Raw genomic sequence first — 24,478 nt, 5'->3', positions numbered from 1 at the left:
GCTTTCGATGCAATCGCGGGCCACATCACTCCGATACGCCTGCACGAATGATGTGCTGGCAGGGCCCACGCAAAAGCTCTAGGACTCTGCCGGTCAAAGGCGGCCCCCTACAATCGCCGGCAGGTAAGTGGCGAGGGCGGCTCCGCTACCCAAGGGGTCCAGAGAACACCTGCGCGCCAAACACTGAAAAGACGTTGTTCCGGCCGACGTGTTCAGCTGACGTGTCCTGGTCCAACAGGTGGCCAAACCGATCGCGCTTTGTCTTAAGATAAGTGATGTTGGACGCGCTAGATGCGGCGATCAGACTCTGGCGAGACGACACGATGACGCCTGACGTTCGCAGCGCCTCTATTTTTGCAAGATTGTTGGTCAGAAGCCGAACGCTGCCGATACCGAGGTCGCGGATGATATCCGCCGCTGCGTTATATTCGCGGGAATCAGATGCGAAGCCGAGTTCCCGATTTGCCTCAAGAGTATCACGACCATGATCCTGCAGGCCGTAAGCCGCAATTTTGTTTCCTAAGCCAATGCCACGCCCCTCTTGCCCACGCATGTAGATCACGCAACCAGCGCCCGCTAACTGGACCGCCCGAAGAGCCATTTCGAGCTGTTGACCGCAGTCGCATCGCATGGACCGGAACGCCTCACCTGTCAGACATTCAGAATGCACCCGTACCAGAACGTCTTCCTTCTCGCACAACTCGCCAAGTGTCAAAGCTAAGTGTTCCGTTCCCGTCAAACTATCGCGATAAGCAATTGCCTTGAAATCCCCAAACCGCGTTGGCATAAAGGACTGCGCGTAACGCTTTACCCTCGTATCACGACTCCTGCAGTACTCAATCAAAGCGTCGATCGTTACTATATGCAGGCCATGTTCGATTGCGAACTTCTCGAGATCTGGCAGTCGAGACATGGTTCCGTCGTCATTGGCGATCTCGCAGATTACGCCAGCCGGCGCCAGGCCGGCCAGTCGTGCAAGATCCACGGCAGCTTCGGTGTGGCCAGGACGGCCCAGGACACCGAGACGATTTGCACGCAAAGGAAAAATGTGACCCGGCCGCGATAGGTCTTCCGGCCGCGTCTGCGGATCGATGAGCGACTTGACGGTTGCTGCTCGATCTTCGGCTGAAATCCCTGTCGTTGTGCCGTGTTTGCAATCGACGGAAACGGTAAATGCCGTCTGCAGTGAGTCCGAATTACGTGTGACCATCAGGGGGATCTCGAGTTTGTCGAGACGTTCGGCTGGAAGTGGCACGCAGATAAGGCCTCTCGCATATTTCATCATGAAAGCGATGTGCTCAGCTGTTATTTTTTCGGCAGCAACGACTAGGTCGCCTTCATTCTCCCGATTTTCGTCGTCGACCACGATAACCATCTCGCCCGCTTCGATCGCCTCGATCGCCTCATCTATGCTCGAAAAAGACATGGAATCCTCCTCCTTATTATGGGCTGACGGCGCGACGCGCGGAATCGAGCTCTCTGTCGACAAGCGCGCGCAGGTTCTCAGAAAGAGCATCGTTCTGAAAATCTTCATCGAGAGCGAAAATGAAACGGCTATGTATTTGCGCTTCGAAAAAGTCGAATAAGGCTTCCATCGAGGCTTCGACGAGCGGCTTGTGACTCGATGCTTTACCGGTTGCAAAAGGGATCACATAGCGGCCCTTAAGCGCTTTCATGTCGACAAGGTCGAATAAATGCTTCAGCAACCCAGTGTAAGATGCTTTGTAGACCGGACTACCAACAACTAGCACGTCACTAGCCAAAATATCGTTGAGTGCCGCTTTAACAATCTCAGCGGCGCTGGAGGGCAACACTGTTGCCCCAAGGTGCGGATGAAGGTCGACAAGGTCCCAGCAGCTTGCTTCGTTGCCGGACGCGCGCACCCGATCCACCATGAAGTCTGCTACGGCCCGGGTTTTCGAGGGGCGCGATAAATTCCCCGTTATTACAACAACTTTCATGTCACAGGACTCCCAACATTCTCGCATAAGACAATCTTACAATTTTCACTCACACCGCAATGGAGGTCGTTGAGGACCCGTGGGGGCAAAAATAGTCCTGCGGTGTCCTGAGCCCTCACAACCCGTAATTTCCGAACCTCGAAGGCTGGATTGCTTCGCAGAAGTCTTCTGTCTCGTACGACTTTATTCTCTCAATGGGTGGGCTCGCCGTGCAAGCGAACCTATTGTCTCCAATCCCTGCCGCTTTTACCGACCCAGCACGTTTGCGTTAGAACCTCCTGGACAGGAATGAGGCGTTGCCGCTTGATATACGGTCGCCGTGGCTCCACCTCAGTTACGACAGGTAGTATCCCGGTCACTTACGGGAACTCTGGTGAGCTTGCCTTCGATGGATCATGGGCGAGCCAAGGTTTCGCATGCGATACCCATACGTTTGACATCGGCACACTTCCAGGATCGGTATCGAACGTGCCGGCTCTAACGACTTTGAGCTCCGGGCTGGCCGGCCGCTCCGCATAAACGTGCGAGCCACATACCGAACAAAACCACCGCAGCTTTCCAGGCGTCGATTCGAAGCTATGAAGCGTATCTTGGCCTGTAAGGATCTTGAAGTGCTCGCTTTTCACCTTCGCAGCGGTATTGTGATCAGCGGCGTGGGACTTCCGGCATGTTTGACAGAAGCAATTCCACATGGGTCCATCAATTTCCTGAACCTGGTACGTAACGGCTTTGCATTGGCATGATCCGAAGATTGGCATCGGGTATCCTTTCACTGATTCATTACGTTGATTTCAAATTTCTCGTCGCCGCTAAGCCAGCGTTTGATGTTGCGCGCAGCCTGGCGGATGCGGTGTTCGTTCTCGACCAGCGCCAGACGGACGTAGTCGTCGCCCATTTCGCCGAAGCCGATACCCGGGGCAACGGCGACGTCGGCCTTCTCGACCAGCAGCTTGGAAAATTCAAGCGAACCGAGGTGACGGAACTTTTCCGGGATCTTCGCCCAGGCGAACATGGTGGCAGCCGGCGGCGGCACCTCGAAGCCAGCCTTGCCGAAGCTTTCGACCATGACGTCGCGGCGACGCTTGTAGACGTTGCGAACCTCCGCAATGTCGGAACCGTCGCCGTTCAGCGCATGGGTCGCGGCCACCTGGATCGGCGTGAAGGCGCCGTAGTCGAGATAGGACTTGACGCGGGTGAGCGCCGCGATCAGCCGCTCGTTGCCGACGGCAAAGCCCATGCGCCAGCCGGGCATGGAAAAGGTCTTCGACATCGAGGTGAATTCGACGGTCACATCCATTGCACCAGGCACTTCGAGAACCGATGGCGGCGGAGCGCCGTCAAAGTAGATCTCGGAATAGGCAAGGTCGGAAAGCACGATGATGTCATGCTTCTTGGCGAAGGCGACGACGTCCTTATAGAAATCGAGCGTCGCGACGAGGGCCGTCGGGTTCGACGGATAGTTGAGGATCAGCGCCAGGGGCTTCGGGATCGAATGCCGGACCGCCCGCTCCAGCGGCGGGAAAAAGCTTTCGTCCGGCTCCACCGACATGGAGCGGATCACGCTGCCGGCCATCAGGAAGCCGAAGGCGTGGATCGGATAGGTCGGGTTCGGGCAGAGGATCACGTCGCCGGGCGCCGTGATCGCCTGTGCCATGTTGGCGAAGCCTTCCTTGGAGCCCAAGGTGGCGACCACCTGGGTATCCGGGTTGAGCTTGACGCCGAAGCGGCGGGCATAATAGGCGGCCTGGGCGCGGCGCAGCCCCGGAATGCCCTTGGAGGAGGAATAACGGTGGGTGCGCGGATCCTGCACGACCTCGCACAGCTTGTCGACGATCGATTGGGGAGTCGGAAGGTCGGGGTTTCCCATGCCGAGATCAATGATATCGGCGCCGCCCGCTCGCGCGCTTGCTTTCAAACGGTTGACCTGTTCGAAAACATAAGGCGGCAAACGTTGAATTCTGTGAAAGTCCAGCACACTATTTCCAATCAAATCGCAGATACCTCCCGCGCCGATTATAGAAACCGACGCGGGAGGCTGGGAGGTCTCCTTCCGGAGAACATTCATTACTTCTTCGGCCGCCAAGCTAACGGATCTTCAGGACGTTCGAAGTAGTTTGCAGCGACGTCTGCAGGCCACCAGCCGTTGTTCTTCGGCTCGATCCAATCCGTAGAATTGGGATCGCAATCTTCCTTCAGCACTTCCTTCACGTCATCAATGGTGTAAGGAAGCGCAGGACGAAGAATCGACTGGATCTTTGGTCCCTGGCCTTCGAGCGTTCGCATCATGACGTCCCACACAAGGCGGGCATCAGACCGCGGCGGCCAGAAATGGAAGCTCTTGCTTATGAAATCAGGGTTCTTACGCCAGTAGCAGGCTGCGGAAGCCTCACCCCCGAGCACGATAGGCATCATGTCGCGGCCGGATTGCTGTACTGCGTTCACGACACCGTTTTCTGAAGCGGACTGAACGAGAATGCCATTAACCTCAGCAAGATTGGTGGCAAGAAACTTCTGAACCTCAACCTGGGCGACCTGGTCGGTCCATTTGCCAGCTATCGTGCCTACAATTTTGATACCGGGGAATTTATCGAACGCGTTCTTCGCGCCGATGTCGAAGCTGTCCGATGATGCGAAACCGGGGATGCCCGATACCATCAGGACGTTGCCTTTTTCACCGATTTCCTTGGCAAGCCATTCAGCAGCCTTGTAGCCACCGTCGGTGTTATTCTCTGTGGCATTGATTGCGTAGGGTGATGTGACATAGCCCGAGACTGAGAAGACTGGCACGCCTTTCGAATGAGCATACTCTATGGTCTTGTTAAGTGCGGTGATGTTCGAGCAGCAAATGACGATCGCATCAACACCGTCGTCAACCATCTGCCGCATCTGCTGGATTTGGACAGCGTCTTTGAGGTCAGACTGCGTGACGATAAGATCGGAGACTAGGCCTGCTTCCTTATATTTCGGAAGCAATACGTTGGTGAATTCGTCCAGGATGTTCGCGCGCCAGGTATTACCGGCATATGTGGATGCATAACCAATTTTCCACGGCGGTGGACGTTTTGGAACAAAATCTTTGTACACCGTCCCCCCGAGCGGAATGGCGGGATCGATATTCTCGTAAAGCGCCTTTTGGTCCGGCGGCAACGAATCGAGGCCGTCAGCCTTCGCCACGCCGTTCATGTGATAAAGGCTCGACAGCGTAAAAAGCGCTGCAACGATTTTCTTCAGCATTCAGGGCCTCCTCCCCTTGTGGTTCCGCTCAACCGCCGGCCCCTTTGGCCGCCAGCCGCGAAAATCCTGCCAGAATCTGGCAGAGTTCGTGTCGGGACGGCAATCGCCGTCCCGAGGACTGGTTCAGTTGCGCAGACCGGCTTGCTTGAGCAGCGGCATGACACGGTCGTTAAAGAAGGGAAGTTCCTCGTTGTAATCGACCATTGTCAGCAAGGCGCCGTTGACGCCTGTATTGCTGAGATCCACGAGCTTGTCGGCGACTTGTTCTGGATTGCCGACGATCGGGTATCCACCCCAGCCAGCGACGAAGCGTTCCTTGAATTTTTGATACATTTCGGCAGAATGGTTTTGAGATTGCACCTGCAGAACTTCACAGATGTTCTCGCATGCCTCCCAGTCACCCTTCTGGTTGACGTAGTAGTCGTAGTATTCCTTTGCTTCCTTCTCCGTTTCGCGAACGATAACGGGGCAAGCTGTGAATGTGCCAAGATCACGGTTATATTCAGTACGCGCCAGGTCCTTCACCTTTTTGACCCAGGCAGCGCCGGATTCCATGTCTTGCATGAAGCCGAAGTTGAAGTCGCAGAACTTGGCGGTGAAATGCAGTCCCTTGCCCGAGGCGCCGGCGCAGATCAGGAGCGGGCGACCCGCCTTGTTGTAGGGTTTGGGTTCACTGAAGGCGTCTTTGACTTTGAGGAACTCGCCTTCGAAGGTAACGCCATTGCGTTTCCAGAGCGTCTCGACGATATCCATCCATTCAGTGGCGTATTCATAGCGGGTGTCGTGCTCCATCATAGGAACTCCGAACATTTCCATTTCGGGAGTGAACCAGCCGGTAACGAGATTGAGGCCGTATCGACCCTTCGAGATGTGATCGATTGTTGTCGCCATCTTGGTTGCAACAATCGGGTTTAGCGTCGGAATGTGAGTCGTTGAGAAGAACTGGAGCTTCGTGGTGACCGCCGCGAGAGCGGCCGCCCAGGTGAACGTATCCATGTTCACGCCATTGAAGTTTGAAGGACCGCCAAAACCACGCCAGCGTGCAATCGGCACCATGCATTCCCAACCGGCTGCCTCAAGCTTCTTTGCAATCTCGACGTTGTGGTCGAAGGTAGGTTCGAACGTTGTCTCAGCGAGCGTAATCGCGCATGCATTCGAGCAATTCGTGCCAAATACGCCGAGCTTGAGCTTGTTATCATTGAACATTGGGTTTCCGGCAGCGCGGAAATCGTCTTGTGCGGTCACTGTAGTCCCTCCTCGGGCTGGCAACGGATGATGCTCAGCCCACTCAAATGCGTTGAATAACTAGATGCCCATCTCGTCGAAAACTTCCGCTGCCACGCGGAAGCTGTCGATGGCCGCAGGAACACCGCAGTAAATCGAAACCTGGAGGAAAACCTCCCGAATTTCCTCTTTGGTAAGACCGTTGTTGATTGCTCCGCGAACATGCAGTTTCAGCTCATGCGGACGATTGAGGGCCGAAATCATCCCGAGATTGAGGATGCTGCGCTGCTTGCGCTCCAGGCCCGGCCGATTCCAAATCGCGTCCCAGCAGTATTCCGTGACGAGGGTTTGCATCGGCCAATTGAAGTCGGTGGCTTTGCTGACCGACGCATCAACATAGGCCCCCCCCAAGACTTCGCGCCGGGTCTTTAGTCCGCGCTCAAAGCGCTCTGTGACTTCACGTCCATGAATTTCTCTTGCGGGTGCCATATTGCTCACGCTTTTCTCCTTGCCGCCCTTGGGCTTTCGATGAGTGATGTGATTGGTGGTTAAAGCCACCTACTATGCGGCCGATCCACTGATGGACGACGACCTGACGAGTTGACCGTTTTCGTAGAGAAGCGGCGCGATTGACTCGATGAACCGTGCTTCGAGCACTTCTCCGAGCACAACATCATGCGTTCCAACGTGAACGACATCTTTTAGCTTGCAGACAAACGCTGCCTGCGCATCGGACAGGACCGGCATGCCGTCGAGAGACAGCCACTCGCCGTAATGAAAGCGCTCTTCACCCTTCAATTGCCCACTGAACAGCGGCACAAGATCGGCATGTGAAAGATGCAGCATGTTCACGGCGAACTTCCCGGAGATCTTCAAAGGCTGATTCACCGAAGCCGATTGGTTGATGCAGACAAGAACAGTTGGTGGGTCCGCGGTAACCGACTGGACCGCGGTGGCGGCCATGCCATGACGGACCCCGTTGAGTTCGGTCGTGATCAAGCAGATGGTTGATGTGAACCGACGCATAGCTGCCTTAAAAGCCAACTGCGCCTCAGTGCTGGTATCGGCCATATTGTCCTCCCACGGCCAAATTCGATCGACCCTAGATAAACAGATCAGCAGACAATCTGTCAACCGGATTTTCACAATTGACAGATTGTCTGCTAAAATGTCTTCTAAGGCACCCAAAATGAGGAGATGGTCGATGGATCTGGATCAAAGGGTTTGTATCGTCACAGGGGGCGGCAGCGGCATTGGTCGTGCGACCGCCGAGCTTTTCGCAAAGAACGGCGCCTATGTGGTTGTTGCTGATGTCAATGAAGACGCCGCGATTCGTGTGGCGAACGAGATCGGCTCGAAGGCTTTCGGTGTTCGCGTCGACGTCTCGTCCGCCAAGGACGCGGAAAGCATGGTTGAGAAGACGACCGCAAAGTGGGGCCGGGTCGACGTGCTCGTCAATAATGCCGGGTTCGGAACGACGGGGAATGTGGTGACCATTCCTGAAGAAACTTGGGACCGGATTATGTCCGTAAACGTCAAAGGGATCTTCCTTTGCTCAAAGTACGTCATTCCTGTTATGCGACGGAACGGCGGAGGTTCGATCATCAATACAACTTCTTACACCGCAACCTCAGCAATCGCGGACAGGACTGCCTACGTAGCATCGAAAGGAGCGATATCTTCGCTGACGCGCGCGATGGCCATGGATCATGCGAAAGAGGGAATTCGTGTCAACGCGGTCGCTCCAGGGACAATCGACTCTCCTTACTTCACGAAAATCTTCGCCGAAGCGAAGGACCCCGCGAAGCTTCGCAGCGATTTCAACGCCCGTGCCGTCATGGATCGGATGGGGACAGCTGAAGAGATTGCTGAAGCAATGCTTTTTCTTGCGTCCGATCGTTCGAGGTTCGCGACCGGTAGCATTCTGACGGTCGATGGCGGCTCCTCGATCGGAAACCACCTGGTCAAGTGAAGGAAAGGGCGGCACTCGTCATGCCCTTACATTTGAGGCAGGAACACCGGGTATAAGGCTCCAGCCTCGTTGATCATTGACGTGTTCGCAACCCGTCAATGACAGCACAGAGCTGTTGGCCTAGGCGCAGCTCTTGTCGGACTTGCGGCACGCTCCAGCAAATATGATAGAGAAGGAGAAGGACTGCCGGCGACAACTAGATCTAACAGCGGAAACTGGATCAAGGACATTTCGCAATTTTTGTCGACTCCACGATGTCGGTCAGATGACGTCATGCGAGTGCCGACCTTCCGGAATAGCCGCATGCTGGTTCCGAATGCCCTCTATCGCAACGCTGTCGGCATAAGTTTAGTCCGGAATACAAGGTGATACGATCGTGTCCCGGGAGGTGGTGTAGGTCGCGGCTGATGGCCGTGCTTTCCCGACATGGGTCGGAAGGGGATATCAGCGTGCCACAGCGGGGCAGGCTGATTTGGGGATCATCGCTCATTTGGGCCATGGTCTCAAGCGTCATATACCTGGCGCGTTGAACGGCCCATTCATCATTCTGTTCGAGCAGCAATGCGCCGACGAGACGGACGATGGCTTCGTCGTTCGGAAAGATGCCGACGACCTCGGTGCGTCGCTTGATTTCGCCGTTGAGACGCTCAATTGGATTCGTCGAGTGCAGCTTTCCCGGTGCTCTTTCGGGAAGGTCATGTAGGCGAACACTTCCTCTTCAGCGTCGTCCATGATGGTGGCAAGCTTCGGCACTTTCGGCCTGATTTGATCGGCGACACTGCGCCATTGTGCGCTTGCTGCCTCCGGGGTCTCCTGGGCAAAGGCCGTCGCGATGAAGGCGGATACGACCCGCCTGCCGCTCTTTCCAGCATGCGCGAGCACGTTCCTCATGAAGTGAACCCGGCACCTTTGCCAAGTGGCATTGAGAACCTTGGAAACGGCAGCCTTGATGCCCTCATGTGCATCAGAGACAACAAGGTTCACACCACGTAATCCTCGACGTGTCAGCCTGCGCAAGAATTCCGTCCAGATCGGTTCGGCCTCCGAGGTGCCAACTTCCATACCCAGGACCTCGCGCCGACCGTCGTTATTGACGCCGACCGCGATAATGACGGCGACTGAGACGATGCGGCCGCCACGCCGGACCTTGAGATAGGTCGCGTCCACCCAGACGTACCGCCACTCACCTTCAATCGGCCTGTCGAGGAACGCCTTCACTTTGACGTCGATCTCTTCACATAGACGGCTCACCTAGCTTTTGGAGATGCCGCTCATACCCATGGCCTTGACCAGGTCGTCGACAGAACGGGTCGAGATTCCCTGGATATACGCTTCCTGGATAACGGCCGTCAGAGCTTTCTCTGCCATGCGGCACGGTTCAAGGAAGCTCGAATCCCGATCGCGGTATCCGTTGCGTTGGGCTAGCCGCATGGGGTACTTCTCGCCGAAGTCTGCACCCGTAGCCGAGCCTACTTCCAGCTCCATCAGCCGCTCGGCCGCAAAGCCGATCATCTCGCGCAATAAATCTGCATCGGCACTCTTCTCAACAAGGGAGCGCACGTTCATCATGTCATTGGTCATCGGTGATCTTTCCGTCAGGTTGGTCTTGAACAACCCGACCCTAGCGGAAAACACTGATGGCCGCCCGCAAAGCCGATCACCCGCTACAGCGCAATGAAACGCGCGGGCGCTCGGCTTTACTCCCTACCGTCAGCTACACCAGGTGCTGGGACACGATCGGTAGACTGGCCAACGCGGTTGCTTTGTGATCAGCCGTTATCTTCGACGAACCGAATCGCGTCTTGCAAGAAGCTCCGGAAATAGTCAGGATTTTCGCACATCGGAAAGTGCCCAAGCCCCTCCATAACGACATGACGGCTGCCAGGAATGAGGGCCGCTAGCGCTGCTCCGTCTGCAGGCGTCGCAGAGTAGTCATAGGTCCCGGAGAGAAGAACGGTCGGTGTTCGCTTGGCATCAATCTTCGGACCGACGACGGCACCGTCGAACTCGTCGCTGTAGAACGAAAGATCGCCGGGATAAACTCCAGGAGCACCCTGCGAGTAGATCCAACTGGCGCGGCGTCGCTCTTCTTGCGGGCTGAGCGGGCTCATGATTCCGCGGACATAGGCTGAGTTATGAAGCGACCCATGAACGTTGACGTTGTGTTGAAAGGGGTTGCGACGGCCCTTTGACTTCAACGGCGGCTCGACCGCAATTACACCCATTAGACGTTCCGGTCGCTCCGCCGCTAGCACCATGCACATCGCCGCGCCCATAGATCCTCCAACGACGATAGCTCTGTCTCCGACGAGCTGGTCGAGTATCGCCGTGCACCAGGTCAGGTAGAGATCCGTTGTGAGTTGATAGGGCGAGCCGTCCCAAGTTAAAGGAGGCATCGAACGTCCGTGAAACGGCAGATCAACTGAGATCAATCGGTTCGTACGCGCAAACCCAGTGTCGGAGAGTTGCGGTAGAAACTGACGGCCGTCTGCGCCAGCCGTATGGAGGAAAAGGATAGGAGTTCCTGCACCGGCTTCCTCGTAAAAGATATCGTGTTCTACGCCGCCGACCTCTACCCGCTTATAGCGTCCGATGACCTGTTCAATATTTCGATCTACCTTCGGCGCAACTAGGGGCGGAGACGCTACGACGATCTCGAACAGTCGCTCCAGAGCGGGACGCGCTTGAGCGATTGCTACGGGCGAACCAGATAACGTGAACTCAGGGTTAGCGAGTTGAAAGGCGGTGAACGAATGGTAGGTTGCCGGCGGCGGCACCTGCATAACCTTTTCCCAAGCTTCTTCTGGGGCACTCAGTATGACGTCAGCATTTTCGTCCGCGCCATCCAGTGCGACTATCCCGCCTCCCACAGCAAGTGATGACTTTTCTGGTCCAACTTGCAACGAGATCCGTGTTATAAGACCTGGGGTCAGTCGCGGTAGCTCCGGATCTTTGATCGCCAGGGTTACGCGTTTAATCAGCTCGGCATGGGCGCCCATACGTCCTCCCTAACAAAATGATGTTGTTGGGAAGCCGCACTTCGTGTGTCTCACCTCCCATAAGAGAGGTAAGCAGATTTTCAGACAATCTGTCAACCTTAGCCTTCGCCTGAACTTAGTTTTGTGGAACTACTCGGAGGTTTCGACGGGGTTCTTGCTCAAGTAGTCCAACGCCACCTTAGCCGCGATTTCGATATGGCGCTTGCAAAGTGCGGCTGCCCTGTCGCCATCACGCAACGCAATAGCGGCCGCAATCTCTCTTATCTCGCAAACGCTGTTCTGCAGCCGCCCTGGCTGGGTCATCGATGTCATCCGCAACAATGTGACCCGGTTGTGCAACGACGTGAGCATTTGCTTCACAAACACGTTCTTGCTGCCGGTCATCAAACAATCGTAAAAAGCGGTCTTGGCTTCGATGATCCGCGTTCCGGAACCGCTCTTGGCTGCGGCTTCGAACGCTTCCACGGTCTCGAGGAGAGCAACGATCTCTTCATTTGAACCGTTCTCGGCGAACTCCTGGCCGGCAAAGCTTTCAAGCAGCGCGCGTACACTATAAAGCTGCCTAGCCTCCTCGTAGCTGATAGTGCTGACAACCGGCCCCCGATGCGGATAGCTAGTAATAAGCCCTTCAGCTTCTAACTGGCGTAGCGCCTCGCGAACTGAAGTTCGGCCAACCCCGATGAGTTCGCACAACTCGCGCTCCACCAGCCGCTGCCCGGGCTTGAAACGGCCACTTGAAATAGCCTGCCGGAGCTTATCCTCAACAAGGATTCGAAGGGAGGCGTTTTGACGTGTAATCTGGAGGTCGATCGTTCCCATTCACAACAAACCTTCGATGAAATTTCTAGTGACGCACAGAATCAATATACTGCCGGAGCGTTTCGTAGGACAACCCGATTGTCTGCAAACAGCAAAAAATTTCAATCGGTTTATTGTGAGTCACAGGAGAACTCTAGCGAACTGGAGGTCTGGCGCAAGGGGAGAAAATTTCTGTAGCACCTCAGGGTCATGACCCGGAATGATGAGTCCGTTTGATCCGGCAAGGACGCGGAGCTTGTTGTAACCCTCGATGACGTCTAGGTAATCTGCAAACAGGGGAAACGCGCCATCATTTTCAAGATAGTGCTGGAAATGAAGCGCGTCGGAAGCGATAATCAGCAAAGCGCCGCCTGTTGCCACCGTAACAACTTGCAAACCTTTCGAGTGACCGCCAACCAGATGCACCCTGCATCCAGGAACAATTTCCCCATCCCCATCATGGAACCGTACCCGTGACTGAAAAACGAGCCGGACCGCGTCGACGACACCTTCTGTAGCAAAAGGCCGACGCATTCGCTCATGGCACATACACCGCCCCGTTCCATACGCCATCTCCCGATCCTGAATGTGAAAAGTGGCGTTAGGAAAGGCCGGGAGATTTCCGGCGTGATCGTAGTGCAGGTGTGTCACAACGACATCAGTAATATCGCTGGATTTGATGCCAAGGCTGCTCAGTGCTGCCACCGGATGGATCAAGAGGGTCCGCCCTCTGGCCGCGCCCTCTCCGGCTTCGAAACCAGTGTCAACAAGAATTAATCGGTCCTCGAGACGGATCAGCCACACGAAGTAGTCGATTTGTGATGGACGATCATGAATGTCATCCGTCTCTAGTATCAGGTCACTTACTGGTCTTTGCGCGGTGCCGTAATGGATGGCGAGCACTGTCCACTCGTTCAAGAGAATTCTCCCCGCCATCAGTCCATCAAGACTAGGTGTCGATTGATCTCGGCCCTGTCAAGACGGTCGAAAACCTCATTGATCTCATCAAGGGGGCCAGTGCTCGACAGCAATTTGTCCACTGGCAGCTTACCTTTGAGGTAAAGGTCGATATAGCGGGGTATGTCGCGCGATGGCACGCAGGAACCCATATAGCTGCCCTTGATCGTTCTCTCCTCTCCGACCAACGGCAAGGGCGAAACCTCGAAACGGGAATTTGCGCTGGCCAGTCCGGCCGTAGCGGTCATCCCTCCGCGCCGGGTAATCTCATATGCAAGCTCGAATGCCTTTTTGGATCCAGCCATCTCTATCGCGTAGTCTACCCCGCCGCTTGTCGCGCCTTTTACTTGGGCAACAATATCCGGCGAGGTGGCCAAAAAAGTCTTCGTCGCTCCCAGCTCCTTGGCAAGATCCAGCTTCGCTTGGATTAGGTCGATCGCCACGATATCGCTTGCACCGCTCGCAACAGCGCCAAGTATCGCCGAAAGGCCTACGCCGCCGAGCCCGATTACCGCCACACTACGGCCTGGGCGGACCCCACACGTGTTCATCACAGCTCCAACGCCGGTCATAACGGCACAGCCGAAGAGAGCAGCTGTCGCCAAATCGATATCTTTGGTCACTTTGACTACCGAGCTCGCCGACACGACAGCATATTCGGAAAACGCAGAAACGCCGCTATGGTGGTTAATTTCGTATCCTCTCAAACGGATGTGCTTGCCGCCGGATAGAAGCGTTCCTGCAGCATTGGCCTGGTAGCCCGGTTCGCAGAGGCTGGCGCGGCCTTCAGCGCAATATGAGCAATGGCCACAAACCGGCAGAAATGACATGACTACATGGTCACCAACCTCAACCTTCTCGACACTCGGTCCGATTGCTGCGACGACGCCAGATGCCTCATGGCCTAGAGCGACTGGAAGCGGACGCGGTCTGTCCCCATTGATTGCGGACAGGTCAGAGTGGCAGACACCGGCAGCCTTGATCTTGACCAACACCTCCATGGGGCCAGGCGGCGTCAGTTCCACAAGCTCAATCTTAAGAGGTTTCGAATTTGAATAGGGCTTCGGCAGACCCGACTCCCTGAGGATTACCGAACGTATCTGCATCTTTGAAATTCCTTATCGCTGTGCAAGCAACTGCATTGGAGCGGGGATGTAGCGGAATCCGTCTCCGTTTCGCACCACATGCCCGGCACCTGGCCATGCGAAGTGATAGGACATTACCGCAATGCGATCTGTCGCCAGCATATCAAGCACGCGCGTGCGGGATCTAGCTGACAGCTTCGGGTCCGTGTCGTATCGGAATTCCATCATCGGCCTCTCCATCAACAGGATATGATGATGCGTAAGGTCGCCGAGAAAACAGAGGCGATCGTTTCCCGACTGCAGCATAAAACAATGATGACCGAGCGTGTGGCCGGGGGCCGAAATCGCGTGAACGCCCGGCAAGAACTCCTCGCCGTCTTTGAAAAAGAAGGTCCGATCCTTGTGGGGAAGCAGGTTTCGCCGAGCGTTATCGATTTGAAATTGAAATGAAGAATCGATCGACGACCCGTCCGTCCAGTCCGTGAAGTCTCGCTCACTGATGAAGATGTCGGCGTTCGGGAAATTTAACCTTCCATTGGCATCGCACAGACCGCCGATATGATCGATATGGGCGTGCGACAGAACCACCGCATCGATCTCCGTCGGATCTCGACCTGCCTCCCTCAGGCTGGCTAGGAGCCGACCTGTGGTGGGCCCGAAAGCTTTGGAAGACCCCATCCCGGTATCAAATAGAATTGTTCTTCCATTTATCTCAACAAGCGGCACGTTTTGCTCGAGTACAACTTTGTTCGTTGGCAGGAAATTGTCCTCTAGCATCAGGCTGACCGTGCGTGGCTCTACCCCCAAGAAGTTCAGGCGAGGATCTCCTAGCTCTAACGGCCCGTCGGACAGTACCGTGATTTTTCCATCGCCAAATTCGAACGGATAAAAATACGGAAGCTTGGCCAGGTGATGCATACTAAGAGACACTGATTTTCCTCCCATCAGGTGCTTGGCGACATTTTTGGCAGATTGTATGATAATCTGTCAAATATTTTTGAAGAAAGCCATATCGAGAGCGACTGCCTTGCTTTAGGAGCCGGTGTACCGCGTTTTCCCGGCCTACCGAATGCCGCGCAGTAGGAGCAGAGCATTCGAGAATGCGGCTCGCGGGGCCGCACAACGCATGGTCGTTGACCCAGCGTTGCCCCCTGTTCCGCGAAAAACCGCAGACATTCAGAGATTGACGAGGCTCAAGTTGAGTTGTCTCACAGCGCGCACCGCATCACCGTCCATCAGACAGGTGACATTTTCCCTTATTCGCGCTCATCATCGCGAAGCGGCGTAACGATCTGAAACGAAGCCGGTGGCGGACGCGCGCATCCAAAGAGCGATCAATTCCATCTTCGGCAGGGCCTTGCTGTAAAAGAAGCCTTGCGCCGAACCGCATCCGTTCGCTGCGAGAAATGCTGCCTGCTCGGCGGTCTCAACACCTTCCGCCACCACGTCCTGTCCAAGACATTGTGCAATGGACAGAATCGCTTTGACCAATTCTTCGTTCCTTTTGTCCGAGCTATTTATGAATGACCGATCGATCTTCAGCGTGTCGATCGGGAAGCGGGCTAGATAGTTGAGCGCCGAGTAACCGGTGCCAAAATCATCGATAGCAATCGAAAATCCCATTTGACGCAGCTTAAGAAGCGTCTGCAGGGTCTCGCCCTTCCGATCGAGAAGCAGACTCTCCGTGATTTCGATTTCGATCCATTCCGCGCGGCAACCGGTTTCACCGAGGATTGCAGCGATCTCGTTTACCAACCGTGAGCATTGGAATTGCTTACCCGAAAGGTTGACTGCAATCTTGTGCAGGTGGTGGCAATCGGCGTTCAGCTCCTTCGCCGTCTTGCACGCTTCACGCAGCACCCATCGCCCGAGTTCAACGATCAGCCCGGTATCCTCAGCGACCGGAATGAATCGAACCGGCGGAATCATGCCCATCTCGGGATGAGGCCATCTCAACAACGCTTCCGATCCTATCATAACGCCGCTGTCCAGAAGCACCTTGGGCTGGTAGTGCAGCTCCAATTCTTCGCGCTCGATAGCGCGGCGCAATTCAGATTCCAACTGCATGCGCTCCTCCACGCCCACAGTCAAATCCTTCGAATAAAAGCGAAAACTGTTTCTCCCCGAGCGTTTGGCAAGATACATCGCAGAGTCGGCGTATTTCACCAGATCGTTGACATCTGTGCTGTCGTCGGGCGAGATCGCGATGCCTACACTGCATGACACGTAGACTTCCTTGCCATCCAATAGGAAAGATTCCTTGAATCTCTCGAGGATCGAGCACGCAACCCAATCGAGATCGTCGGTTGTCTGGATTTCCGGCAACAGAATCGCGAACTCGTCGCCGCCGAGACGCGCAACCGTGTCGAGATCGCGGACAGATTTCTTAAGCCGGGTAGCGACCTGGCAGAGTAGTTGATCACCCACAGGGTGACCCATCGTATCGTTCACGACTTTGAAATGGTCGATGTCAATCAGCATTACCCCTGTCCGCCGACGTTGAGACGACGCGTCACTGACGACCTTTTGCAATCGCTCGTTAAACAGCAAGCGGTTCGGCAAAGAAGTCACCGGATCGTAAAAGGCCATTTGCCTGATTTTTTCCCGCGAGGCGTTCAGTTCCGTGACATCGCGAGAGACCCCGAGGACTCCTGTAACCTCTCCCCCGGCGCCGAGGACCGCAAGTTTACGTGTTTCGAGAAGAATGGACTGACCGTTCTCCGGGGAAACCACCCAATTCTCGTCGATAAGTATGCCACCGGCTTCGATCGTGGCCTCATCAGATTTTCCGGAAATGTGAGCTCTCTCAGCCCCGAACAATTCAAGGTCCGTTTTTCCAACGACCTCCGCCTCCGATTTCCCGGTCAGCCGCTCAAATGCATGATTGCACAACAGGTGTACGCCATCGACATTCTTTACCCAAACCATGTCAGGAATGGTTTGCAGCACACTTAGCAATTGCGTCCGCACGGAGTTGATGGCGTCTTCCGCCTGCCTTCGTTCCGTGACATCACGCGAAAATGCCAGGAGCGTGGTGGCGGCGTCAGGATCGGCGCTTGGTCGTCTAGCCACCGACAACTCGAACCATCGGGTCTCGCCGTTTGGCAAGGATACGCTAATGCATCGACCGTAGGCAACTCCTTCACTGCTTGCAGTTCGAAGCGCCTCCATTGCAATAGCCGCTTGATCAGGCGCAAGAACTTGGTCGACCGTCCTACCCAGTAGCATTTCCCGCTGCTGGGCTAGTAGTTCGGGATTTCTGGTCCAGACCTGAAGATATCGCCCATCCTCGTCGACCTCAAACAGAACGTCTGGAATAGCGGTGACGATCCCTTGGGCTAGTTCGAGAGCGTTTTTGAGTTCCTGCTCCGCCAACTTGTGTTCGGTTATGTCGATGATAACGCCAATCAGACCCGCGGGCTCGTCGTCGTGACCTCTGAAAACTGCCTTGTTGCAGACAACATCCAGGATGGCGCCGTTTGCGAGAGCGATCTTACGCTCGGAGACTTGGGCTCCACCCCTTTCAAGAAGGCCTTTCTCTTCAATAGAATAAATTTCCGCCAGTTGCGTTGAACTGAGATCAAAATCTGTATTCCCGATGATCTCGTCGCGCGAGCGACCGAGGAGATCTTCGAAAACCTTGTTGCAACCGACATAGCGACCGTGCAGATCTTTGAAGAAAATTGGGAGGGGCAACACGCCGATCAATGCTTCAAGCAGCGCTCCTCGGTCGGCTGAGGTATCATGATGCAGCGCTTCGTCTCTCCGGCGATTGCGCCTTTTCTGAAAAAAGGAGCGTTGCCAAAGCGGTTGTAAAGTCGAATTCATCGTGAAGCTCCTTACCGAGGGCCAAGACAGGATGCATCATCCATCCGATCAGGAATTCCGGGAACGCCACCCAAATCATTCGAGCAACAAATTGATGCAGATATGTCAGTAAGGCGTCGAACCGCGCGTCGGCCTGAGCCGGATAGTGCGGTCGGAAATGAACTTTGCTTTCACATTCGAAGCAACAACCTTCGCGGCAGCACGTAGATTGATTGGCGCATAGAGTATGTTGTCCCGTTTGGCGAGAGGAGGGCCGGAGGAAGAATGCTACCGCGGAGCAAATATGTTCGTTGGAACCGGATCGCTTGTCTCATGTCTCCTGAGGCGACCCGGGCATTTCCCAATTTGAACTGTCATTCCTTAGCGCAGCCTACCTTGCACGAGAGCCGATCATGAAGGCACCGCATTCCACACAGACCCCGCATGCGATCTTCAATCGGCCGGCTTCCAGGAGAGCGGATCCGCTGGGTTATCGAAATATTTAGCAGCAGCGCTGGCAGACCACCAAGCTGTATTCTTCGGCTCGATCCAATCCTCAGAGTTAGGATCGCAATCAGCTGGCAAATCCGCCATTACATCCTCTATGGTACTGGGAATTGCTGGCCGCAGGATTGTCTGAATTTTGGGGCCCTGTCCCTCAAGAGTTCGCATCATTACGTCCCATACGAAACCCGCCTCAGAGCGCGGCGGCCAGAAATGAAAACTCTTGCTTACGAAGTCGGGGTTCCGTCGCCAGTAACAGGCTGCCGAAGCTTCGCCTCCTAGAACGATTGGGATCATGTCGCGCCCGGACTGGCGCACCGCGTTGATAACACCATTCTCAGCTCCCGACTGAACGATAATACCATCAATTCGACCGGGATTCGCTGCAAGGAATTTTTGCACCTCGGCCTGCGCGACCTTGTCTGTCCACTTCCCTTCGACATGACCTACGATCTTTATCTCGGGATAATACTCCAGAGCCTTCTTTGCGCCGACGTCAAAGCTGTCCGAGGAGGCAAAGCCGGAGATCCCCGAAACGAGAAGCACATTGCCACTTCCTTCGATTTCTTCAGCGAGCCACTTCGCCGCCTCAAACCCGCCTTGCATGTTGTTCTCAGTTGCGTTGACGGCGAACGGCGATGTTACGTAACCAGAGTACGAGAACACAGGCACTCCTTTTGAATACGCATACTCTATCGTAGGATTAAGCGCCGTGAGGTTCGAACAGCAGATAATAATTGCATCAACGCCGTCGTCTACCATCTGCCGCATCTGCCTGATCTGGACAGCGTCTTCAAGATTTGACTGGGTGACGATGAACTCGGAGACCAGCCCCGCTTTCTTGAAAGCTGGAACAATCTTGTTTGTGAACTCATCAAGAATACTCGCACGCCAAGAATTGTCAGCATATGTCGATGCGTACCCAATTTTCCACGGCGGTGCTCGCTGTGCCTTAAACGTGCGGAAGACAGATTCACCTGTAGGCAACTTTGGATCGAGCAACTCGTAGGTTTTTCGTTCCTCCCGCGGCAATTCCGTAAGGCCACCGGCGGCCGCTACAGAAGGGATCACCAAGCCGGTGATTAGAATAATGGCTCTTGTAATTTCACGTATGCGCACGGATTTGATACCTCTCGTGTCTCTGAGCATTGCAAAGCAGTTGATCTCTTGAAGGTTGATCGGCTCTAGGTGGGTTTTTACAGTCAGACGGGCGACGAAAGGGAGACCAAGCGCCTAAGGCCGGATTTCGCTTCCGTAAGCGGATTTCCCTTCAGTAGAACGCCGCTATCACAGTGGCCATCCGACGCGTGGCAGTCTCGTTCGATGCGCAGCTTACGCCACTAACCTAACCCGACGCGTCGCCTTATCTTCGGTCAATTTGAATGAAGCGAGCCGCTCGCTGAGTTCGTTAGTCTGATCCGAGAGAGTCTTTGCCGCGGCATTTGTCTGCTCGGCCATGGCAGCGTTTTGTTGTGTTCCCTGGTCAAGTACATTGACGTTATTGTTGATCTCGGCGAGGGACGCCGCTTGCTCGCGGCTCGAATTGACGATTTGATCAATCCGATCGGAAATCTTCAAGATCGACGCCGTTATGTTGTGCAACGCCTCACCTGCTTTCCCCACGTAATCTGAGCCGATCGCCACCTCCGAAGAGGATTCCGAAATCAGGTGGCGAATCTCGCGGGCTGCAGCTGATGATTTCTGGGCAAGTTCGCGCACTTCCTGGGCTACGACTGCAAAACCCTTTCCGGCATCTCCAGCACGAGCCGCCTCGACACCAGCATTTAGTGCCAAAAGATTCGTCTGGAACGCAATCGTATCGATCAAACCAATGATTTGGCCGATCTTGTGGGACGCGTCTTCTATTCTGCCCATTGCGTTGATCGCATCGGTCACAATGGTTGCCGCACCCTCGGCGTGTTCTTTAACAACAGACACGAAAGCCTGGGTTTCATAGGCATTCTCGGATGATTTTCTGACCGTGACCGTCACCTGTTCGACGGCGGCCGCAGCCTCCTCCAGTGAGGCGGCTTGCAATTCAGTTCGCCGCGACAGATCATCTGAGGCTTTGAAAAGCTCGCTGGTTCCCCATTGAATTTGATTGGTATTCTCGTCGATATGAGACACTGTCTCTCTCAGGATCGAAAGCGAGTGATTGAAATCGCGCCTCAGCGGCTCAAGATTGGGATGGAATTGGCGGTCAATTTCTTGAGAGATGTCGCCACGCGCCAATCGAGATAACGCCTCTCCTAGAATGGTGACGGCAGTTGCGACCTCCTCCTCCATCTGAGCGCGTTCGCGTTCACGATCCATCCGCTCCTGTTCAACGGTTTTCCTATCGGCTTCCGTTCGTGTCTCGATGTCCATCTTCGAGACAGCATTTTCACGGAAAACCTCGAGTGCGCGAGCCATTTCACCTATTTCGTCTCTCCGGTCACGCCCGACAATCTGCGATCGAAGATCGCCCTTTGCCAGCTCTTGCATGCGCTTCGCGATCCGTTCGATCGGGGCGCGAAGTGTCGCCATCAGGCCGGCGCCAGCCGCCAAGGCTACCAAGACGCCGGACACTGTGGCGATAGTTGACAGCAAGCGGGCAAGATTGCTTTCATTGCGAGCATCGTTTTCCTGAGTTGCTGCAAAGGTTACGAGGTTTTTCCAGATCTCCTGGCCGGTTTTGTCCGCCTCAGAATATTGCGCTTGGCGGGCTTCCGCTATCTTGACCAGCTTCTCTGTGTTCTCTTGGATAGAATCCACCTGGGCGAATAGATCTTCCTGCATTTTATCGAAGCCAGATATCGAGCTGGCAACGCCTCCAACTGCCACGGTGTCACGCGCCAATTTTGTAAGTTGCTCAACGAGGCGCTGCTGATTCTCTGCGTTGGCTGTACGGAACAGGTTATTGATTTCGATTTCGATCGAATCGGCGTCCTGGCCGATCGTTGTCGCCGTCGCAACAAGCATTTCGGAATCCGTCAACGCTTTATCCAACGCCCGGATCGCATTTGTTCCTTCAATCATGTGCTGGATCGCATCCACTCGCAGGTTCGTCGCAAAGCTCTGTAGGTCAGAGCCGGCAAGCCGTGTGGAAGGGTCGACAAATTCGGGGTTGGCGATTAGCTTGGCGATAGTCCTCTCTATTTTAGTAACGGCCTGCTCGTCAGCAGTCGAGACTACCCGCTTAACTGTTTTTAGCGACTTTTTGATCACAAGCCCTTGCTGGGCGACAGTCGGAGGCTGCTTCGCTCCGTCCGGCAAGCTCACCAAGTCTTCCGCCATGTGTTGCATAACTGATGCCGTATCGAGTGAGCGGGTAGCCTCCCGGAGCATGGTTTTCCCGGAGTTCTCCTGATTGCGTACTTGTGAGCGCACATCAACCGCAGCCAATTTAAGGGCGCCTCCGACCTCCTTGATCTTCGACAAGTTGGAAACAATGTCGCTGCGAACGGATTCCTCGTCATTATGCAAAGACCACATGCGGCCGATGCTGCCCGAGATAACGGACATTGCCGATACACTGTTTTCGAGCGCACCAGTATCGCTCCCGCTACCTGCCGCCGCTTCCTGGAGCGACTGCATGGTTGCACTCTGCCCGTTTAAACTTGTCAGCGCCTCATCTCGGTACTCCGTTGAGCTTTGCGCCAAAAAGCGGTTCATGCTTTCCGCGACACTTCGAAACCCGCTCAAGGTCTGAAGAACCTCATTTGAAAGCCGAAGACGAGACTGAAGCAAGCCAGTTGCTTTTAAGCCGACCCCACCAACTGCCGCCAATATCAGGATCAAGGGTACAAGTACCAATAACACCTTTGCTCTTATGGTAAAGGTGGACAACAGGCGATCGACGAACATACTTACCTCCAAAGGGCTCAAACGGTGCTGGGGCCTCGCTTTTGGAATAGTAATGTTTGAGCCTGAACGAACATGGATAAGAGTTTCACTAAAACAATCGAAACTTTTTTACGTGTTGTTAGGATTTGACCTCTTACCCATTGCGTCTTTCGAGAAACTTAACGGAAGGTTAATACCTGCAGATTTGCCGGATCAGAACGTGGGAGTGGATCTATCTGCACCGAGGATCGATCTCCAGCACGTTCCCTGTCAGCTTTCCGGACAGTTCCGAATTCGCCAGGAATTGCACGGCGTGGATCATTGTTCGAAGCACGTCATTTTCGCTTGAAGACGTAGAATTCACATCGCTGGCGTGTACAGCATTTATCCTCAGCCCGGAACCGAAATATTGCCTAGCAATTGCGGAGGTAGTAGTGCGCAGCGCCGCTTGAAGGACGGCTTCTGCTTCCAGCGAGGTCGTCTCTTCGAACCATGCGACGTCCACTACGGCAAGCTCCGCGCCCTGAAGTCGAGAGCTAAAGGCACCTGTAACTCTGATTAGATTGGATACGGCATCAAGCCCCAGATTCGCGCTGGATAGCGATCCCGTTACAGTTTGGGTTGTTTCATTTCTGCGGAAAACTATGTTCACCAGAACGTCGACCCGTCTCCAGCGCAAATACACCTGGTCAGCCATTGAGTTGACGTAAACGTCTCTGTTCGGGTTGACTTTGACCGGTAAAAAATTGTTTCCCTGGCCTTCAGCCAGGGAGGCGAAGTCGGCGGGATTGGCGTCGCCTACGGCGACCCGATAGCCTTTTTCTATAAATGAGCGCGCCAAACAAAGACCAACAGGATTTGACGCGCCTATCAAGACACAGACTTTTTCCCCAGGAGAAATGTTGGCGTCACTGTCACGTTCAACCAGTACCTCGGTCGATGGAGTATGACACGCCTTGTGAGTCAGAGACGCTTGTATCACGCGCCGGTCGCCGCTTCCGGCAGATTAAGAAGGTCGACAATTTGTGCATTTTTGGCCAAGTTTAGCACTTATAACTCCCGGTCCGTCGCTGCGTCTCCCGCGAACAAGCAGTGCGCGGGCGATATAGTAAAATTTTTGTCCGACAATCTGTCAATTCCTTTTTGCGATTTTCGGCGGACACATGTCGAGACCGGCGTCATTTTGAGGCCTCATGCCCGCAATGCCGTAAGCATCGGTATTCCGACATCCGGTTGAGTTTGATGTGGTCTTTCCTGTTAGTCTTCTCTCGCCGCCACGTTCCGATTTGATCGCGCTTTTCGCGTTCGCGCGGCACAGACAACAGCACGCCTATGGCAGCACAAGCTGTTTGACCATCATCAGGTTTCGTCCTTAAGCTCTTCTTTTGCCCAATCAGACGCCCGGAGTCCGTACCCGCTAAGAAGAGCGCAAAGTCAACTCAATGCGACGAGGCGCGGCTTACGCATTGATATTTGCCGCGACCGCCTCGCTTAGTAGGCCAAAAGAACTCGTCGACGTCTTTGCGTCTCCGAGTGTTGAGCCTGGAGCGTGCCTCTCTTATACGTCATAACCGAAGTATGCTGATGCGCAGGTTAAGAGGACCAGCGTGTGGCGAAATCGTGGGGCCATCCTACAGCACAATCATTTTTCTCCGTGTCGACTCAACGGCCTCCAAGGTGGGTTGGCGTAGGTTCTCTCCCACTCACAGCACTCCCACCCTTCCCGTGACGGGCTGCGATCGAAAGCAGCCCGTCACCCTCGCCTTGGGAGGCATCTTTAGATTGATTTCCCGTGCGGGAACTCCACTAGAACCGTGGCAGATTTCCCTAATGCTGCCTTGCCTTTGATCAGGAATAGCATTAACGTATATCAGACAATCTGTCAATCTGCTCGACGCTTGTGGAAGCCAGTCATCGCATCATTAGAGGCTTCCCAACTGCAGCGCTGAAAAACTAGGAGGCCATCTCGAGCGGGAGAACGTGGATGTCGGTGCTGGTGATGATCCGCCATGACGAAAGCCTAGGGAATGAGAGATTCAACCGGCCTCCACAAAGGTCCGAATCGGTCATGTACGCGATCAAAATCGCTCGCACGCCATCCGGTCTCGAGCT

18 protein-coding genes and 1 pseudogene are annotated in these 24,478 nt (G+C 54.8%); 1 reads left to right on the top strand and 18 read right to left on the bottom strand.

What is annotated here, in order from left to right; genetic code table 11:
- Positions 1-145 precede the first annotated feature (145 nt).
- The 8 genes from AMK05_RS26360 to AMK05_RS26330 form a co-directional block, all read right to left on the bottom strand.
- A complete protein-coding gene (locus AMK05_RS26360) occupies positions 146-1,426 on the bottom strand; it encodes a bifunctional 3,4-dihydroxy-2-butanone-4-phosphate synthase/GTP cyclohydrolase II (RefSeq protein ID WP_082935757.1) in 1,281 nt (426 codons plus the stop codon).
- Between the two features lie 16 nt (positions 1,427-1,442).
- Positions 1,443-1,961: an NAD(P)H-dependent oxidoreductase gene (locus AMK05_RS26355; RefSeq protein ID WP_064842551.1), complete on the bottom strand. Its 519-nt coding sequence runs from the start codon at positions 1,959-1,961 to the stop codon at positions 1,443-1,445.
- A gap of 359 nt (positions 1,962-2,320) precedes the next feature.
- Positions 2,321-2,719: a GFA family protein gene (locus tag AMK05_RS33805; protein WP_008534386.1), complete on the bottom strand. Its 399-nt coding sequence runs from the start codon at positions 2,717-2,719 to the stop codon at positions 2,321-2,323.
- 11 nt (positions 2,720-2,730) lie between these two features.
- Complete coding sequence (locus AMK05_RS26350) at positions 2,731-4,026, bottom strand: pyridoxal phosphate-dependent aminotransferase (protein WP_442966271.1); 1,296 nt, start codon at positions 4,024-4,026, stop codon at positions 2,731-2,733.
- The gene (locus tag AMK05_RS26345; RefSeq protein WP_008534383.1) at positions 4,026-5,195 is read right to left on the bottom strand and encodes an ABC transporter substrate-binding protein; all 1,170 of its coding nucleotides are present in this window, start codon (positions 5,193-5,195) and stop codon (positions 4,026-4,028) included. The genes AMK05_RS26350 and AMK05_RS26345 overlap by 1 nt, the downstream gene beginning before the upstream one ends.
- Before the next feature lie 123 nt (positions 5,196-5,318).
- Positions 5,319-6,440, bottom strand: coding sequence for an LLM class flavin-dependent oxidoreductase (locus tag AMK05_RS26340; protein WP_011053356.1), 1,122 nt, complete (start codon positions 6,438-6,440; stop codon positions 5,319-5,321).
- A 60-nt stretch (positions 6,441-6,500) separates the two neighbouring features.
- Positions 6,501-6,908: a carboxymuconolactone decarboxylase family protein gene (locus tag AMK05_RS26335; RefSeq protein WP_008534380.1), complete on the bottom strand. Its 408-nt coding sequence runs from the start codon at positions 6,906-6,908 to the stop codon at positions 6,501-6,503.
- A 72-nt stretch (positions 6,909-6,980) separates the two neighbouring features.
- Entirely contained in the window at positions 6,981-7,490 is a 510-nt protein-coding gene (locus AMK05_RS26330; protein WP_008534378.1) for a flavin reductase family protein, read from the bottom strand.
- A gap of 133 nt (positions 7,491-7,623) precedes the next feature.
- On the opposite strand from AMK05_RS26330, the gene AMK05_RS26325 reads away from it, so the two are divergent.
- Positions 7,624-8,391: an SDR family oxidoreductase gene (locus AMK05_RS26325; protein ID WP_064842546.1), complete on the top strand. Its 768-nt coding sequence runs from the start codon at positions 7,624-7,626 to the stop codon at positions 8,389-8,391.
- Positions 8,392-8,662: 271 nt separating this feature from the next.
- Here AMK05_RS26325 and AMK05_RS26320 read toward each other — a convergent pair.
- The 10 genes and pseudogenes from AMK05_RS26320 to AMK05_RS26275 all read right to left on the bottom strand — a co-directional run bounded on the left by AMK05_RS26320 (position 8,663) and on the right by AMK05_RS26275 (position 23,240).
- Positions 8,663-9,957, bottom strand: a pseudogene (locus AMK05_RS26320) (IS256 family transposase).
- A 203-nt stretch (positions 9,958-10,160) separates the two neighbouring features.
- Entirely contained in the window at positions 10,161-11,390 is a 1,230-nt protein-coding gene (locus AMK05_RS26315; protein ID WP_064842544.1) for an alpha/beta fold hydrolase, read from the bottom strand.
- Positions 11,391-11,519: 129 nt separating this feature from the next.
- Complete coding sequence (locus AMK05_RS26310) at positions 11,520-12,209, bottom strand: GntR family transcriptional regulator (protein ID WP_064842542.1); 690 nt, start codon at positions 12,207-12,209, stop codon at positions 11,520-11,522.
- Between the two features lie 120 nt (positions 12,210-12,329).
- Positions 12,330-13,124 (bottom strand): N-acyl homoserine lactonase family protein, encoded by a 795-nt coding sequence (locus AMK05_RS26305; protein WP_082935756.1) that lies wholly within the window; start codon positions 13,122-13,124, stop codon positions 12,330-12,332.
- The gene (locus AMK05_RS26300; protein WP_064842540.1) at positions 13,124-14,251 is read right to left on the bottom strand and encodes a zinc-dependent alcohol dehydrogenase family protein; all 1,128 of its coding nucleotides are present in this window, start codon (positions 14,249-14,251) and stop codon (positions 13,124-13,126) included. Before AMK05_RS26300 ends, AMK05_RS26305 begins: the two co-directional genes overlap by 1 nt.
- A 12-nt stretch (positions 14,252-14,263) precedes the next feature.
- Positions 14,264-15,148: an MBL fold metallo-hydrolase gene (locus tag AMK05_RS26295; protein WP_064842538.1), complete on the bottom strand. Its 885-nt coding sequence runs from the start codon at positions 15,146-15,148 to the stop codon at positions 14,264-14,266.
- Positions 15,149-15,499: 351 nt separating this feature from the next.
- Positions 15,500-18,058, bottom strand: a complete 2,559-nt coding sequence (locus tag AMK05_RS26290; RefSeq protein WP_064842536.1) for a sensor domain-containing protein — start codon at positions 18,056-18,058, stop codon at positions 15,500-15,502.
- Positions 18,059-18,490: 432 nt separating this feature from the next.
- Complete coding sequence (locus tag AMK05_RS26285) at positions 18,491-19,690, bottom strand: ABC transporter substrate-binding protein (protein ID WP_064842533.1); 1,200 nt, start codon at positions 19,688-19,690, stop codon at positions 18,491-18,493.
- A 183-nt stretch (positions 19,691-19,873) separates the two neighbouring features.
- Positions 19,874-22,387 (bottom strand): methyl-accepting chemotaxis protein, encoded by a 2,514-nt coding sequence (locus AMK05_RS26280; RefSeq protein WP_064842531.1) that lies wholly within the window; start codon positions 22,385-22,387, stop codon positions 19,874-19,876.
- Between the two features lie 211 nt (positions 22,388-22,598).
- The gene (locus tag AMK05_RS26275) at positions 22,599-23,240 is read right to left on the bottom strand and encodes an SDR family oxidoreductase (RefSeq protein WP_225881153.1); all 642 of its coding nucleotides are present in this window, start codon (positions 23,238-23,240) and stop codon (positions 22,599-22,601) included.
- Positions 23,241-24,478 lie beyond the last annotated feature (1,238 nt).

The sequence above is a fragment of the Rhizobium sp. N324 genome, from assembly GCF_001664485.1.
Classification (GTDB): domain Bacteria; phylum Pseudomonadota; class Alphaproteobacteria; order Rhizobiales; family Rhizobiaceae; genus Rhizobium.
The sequence above is the reverse complement of the archived record's forward strand: the minus strand, read 5'-3'. Positions and strand labels throughout refer to the sequence as shown.

Excerpts from the sequence above, each read along its gene's own strand:
- AMK05_RS26360 (WP_082935757.1), bottom strand. The coding sequence starts at position 1,426 with ATGTCTTTTTCGAGCATAGATGAGGCGATCGAGGCGATCGAAGCGGGC.
- AMK05_RS26355 (WP_064842551.1), bottom strand. The coding sequence starts at position 1,961 with ATGAAAGTTGTTGTAATAACGGGGAATTTATCGCGCCCCTCGAAAACC.
- AMK05_RS33805 (WP_008534386.1), bottom strand. The coding sequence starts at position 2,719 with ATGCCAATCTTCGGATCATGCCAATGCAAAGCCGTTACGTACCAGGTT.
- AMK05_RS26350 (WP_442966271.1), bottom strand. The coding sequence starts at position 4,026 with ATGAATGTTCTCCGGAAGGAGACCTCCCAGCCTCCCGCGTCGGTTTCT.
- AMK05_RS26345 (WP_008534383.1), bottom strand. The coding sequence starts at position 5,195 with ATGCTGAAGAAAATCGTTGCAGCGCTTTTTACGCTGTCGAGCCTTTAT.
- AMK05_RS26335 (WP_008534380.1), bottom strand. The coding sequence starts at position 6,908 with ATGGCACCCGCAAGAGAAATTCATGGACGTGAAGTCACAGAGCGCTTT.
- AMK05_RS26330 (WP_008534378.1), bottom strand. The coding sequence starts at position 7,490 with ATGGCCGATACCAGCACTGAGGCGCAGTTGGCTTTTAAGGCAGCTATG.
- AMK05_RS26325 (WP_064842546.1), top strand. The coding sequence starts at position 7,624 with ATGGATCTGGATCAAAGGGTTTGTATCGTCACAGGGGGCGGCAGCGGC.
- AMK05_RS26315 (WP_064842544.1), bottom strand. The coding sequence starts at position 11,390 with ATGGGCGCCCATGCCGAGCTGATTAAACGCGTAACCCTGGCGATCAAA.
- AMK05_RS26310 (WP_064842542.1), bottom strand. The coding sequence starts at position 12,209 with ATGGGAACGATCGACCTCCAGATTACACGTCAAAACGCCTCCCTTCGA.
- AMK05_RS26305 (WP_082935756.1), bottom strand. The coding sequence starts at position 13,124 with ATGGCGGGGAGAATTCTCTTGAACGAGTGGACAGTGCTCGCCATCCAT.
- AMK05_RS26300 (WP_064842540.1), bottom strand. The coding sequence starts at position 14,251 with ATGCAGATACGTTCGGTAATCCTCAGGGAGTCGGGTCTGCCGAAGCCC.
- AMK05_RS26295 (WP_064842538.1), bottom strand. The coding sequence starts at position 15,148 with ATGCATCACCTGGCCAAGCTTCCGTATTTTTATCCGTTCGAATTTGGC.
- AMK05_RS26290 (WP_064842536.1), bottom strand. The coding sequence starts at position 18,058 with ATGAATTCGACTTTACAACCGCTTTGGCAACGCTCCTTTTTTCAGAAA.
- AMK05_RS26285 (WP_064842533.1), bottom strand. The coding sequence starts at position 19,690 with ATGCTCAGAGACACGAGAGGTATCAAATCCGTGCGCATACGTGAAATT.
- AMK05_RS26280 (WP_064842531.1), bottom strand. The coding sequence starts at position 22,387 with ATGTTCGTCGATCGCCTGTTGTCCACCTTTACCATAAGAGCAAAGGTG.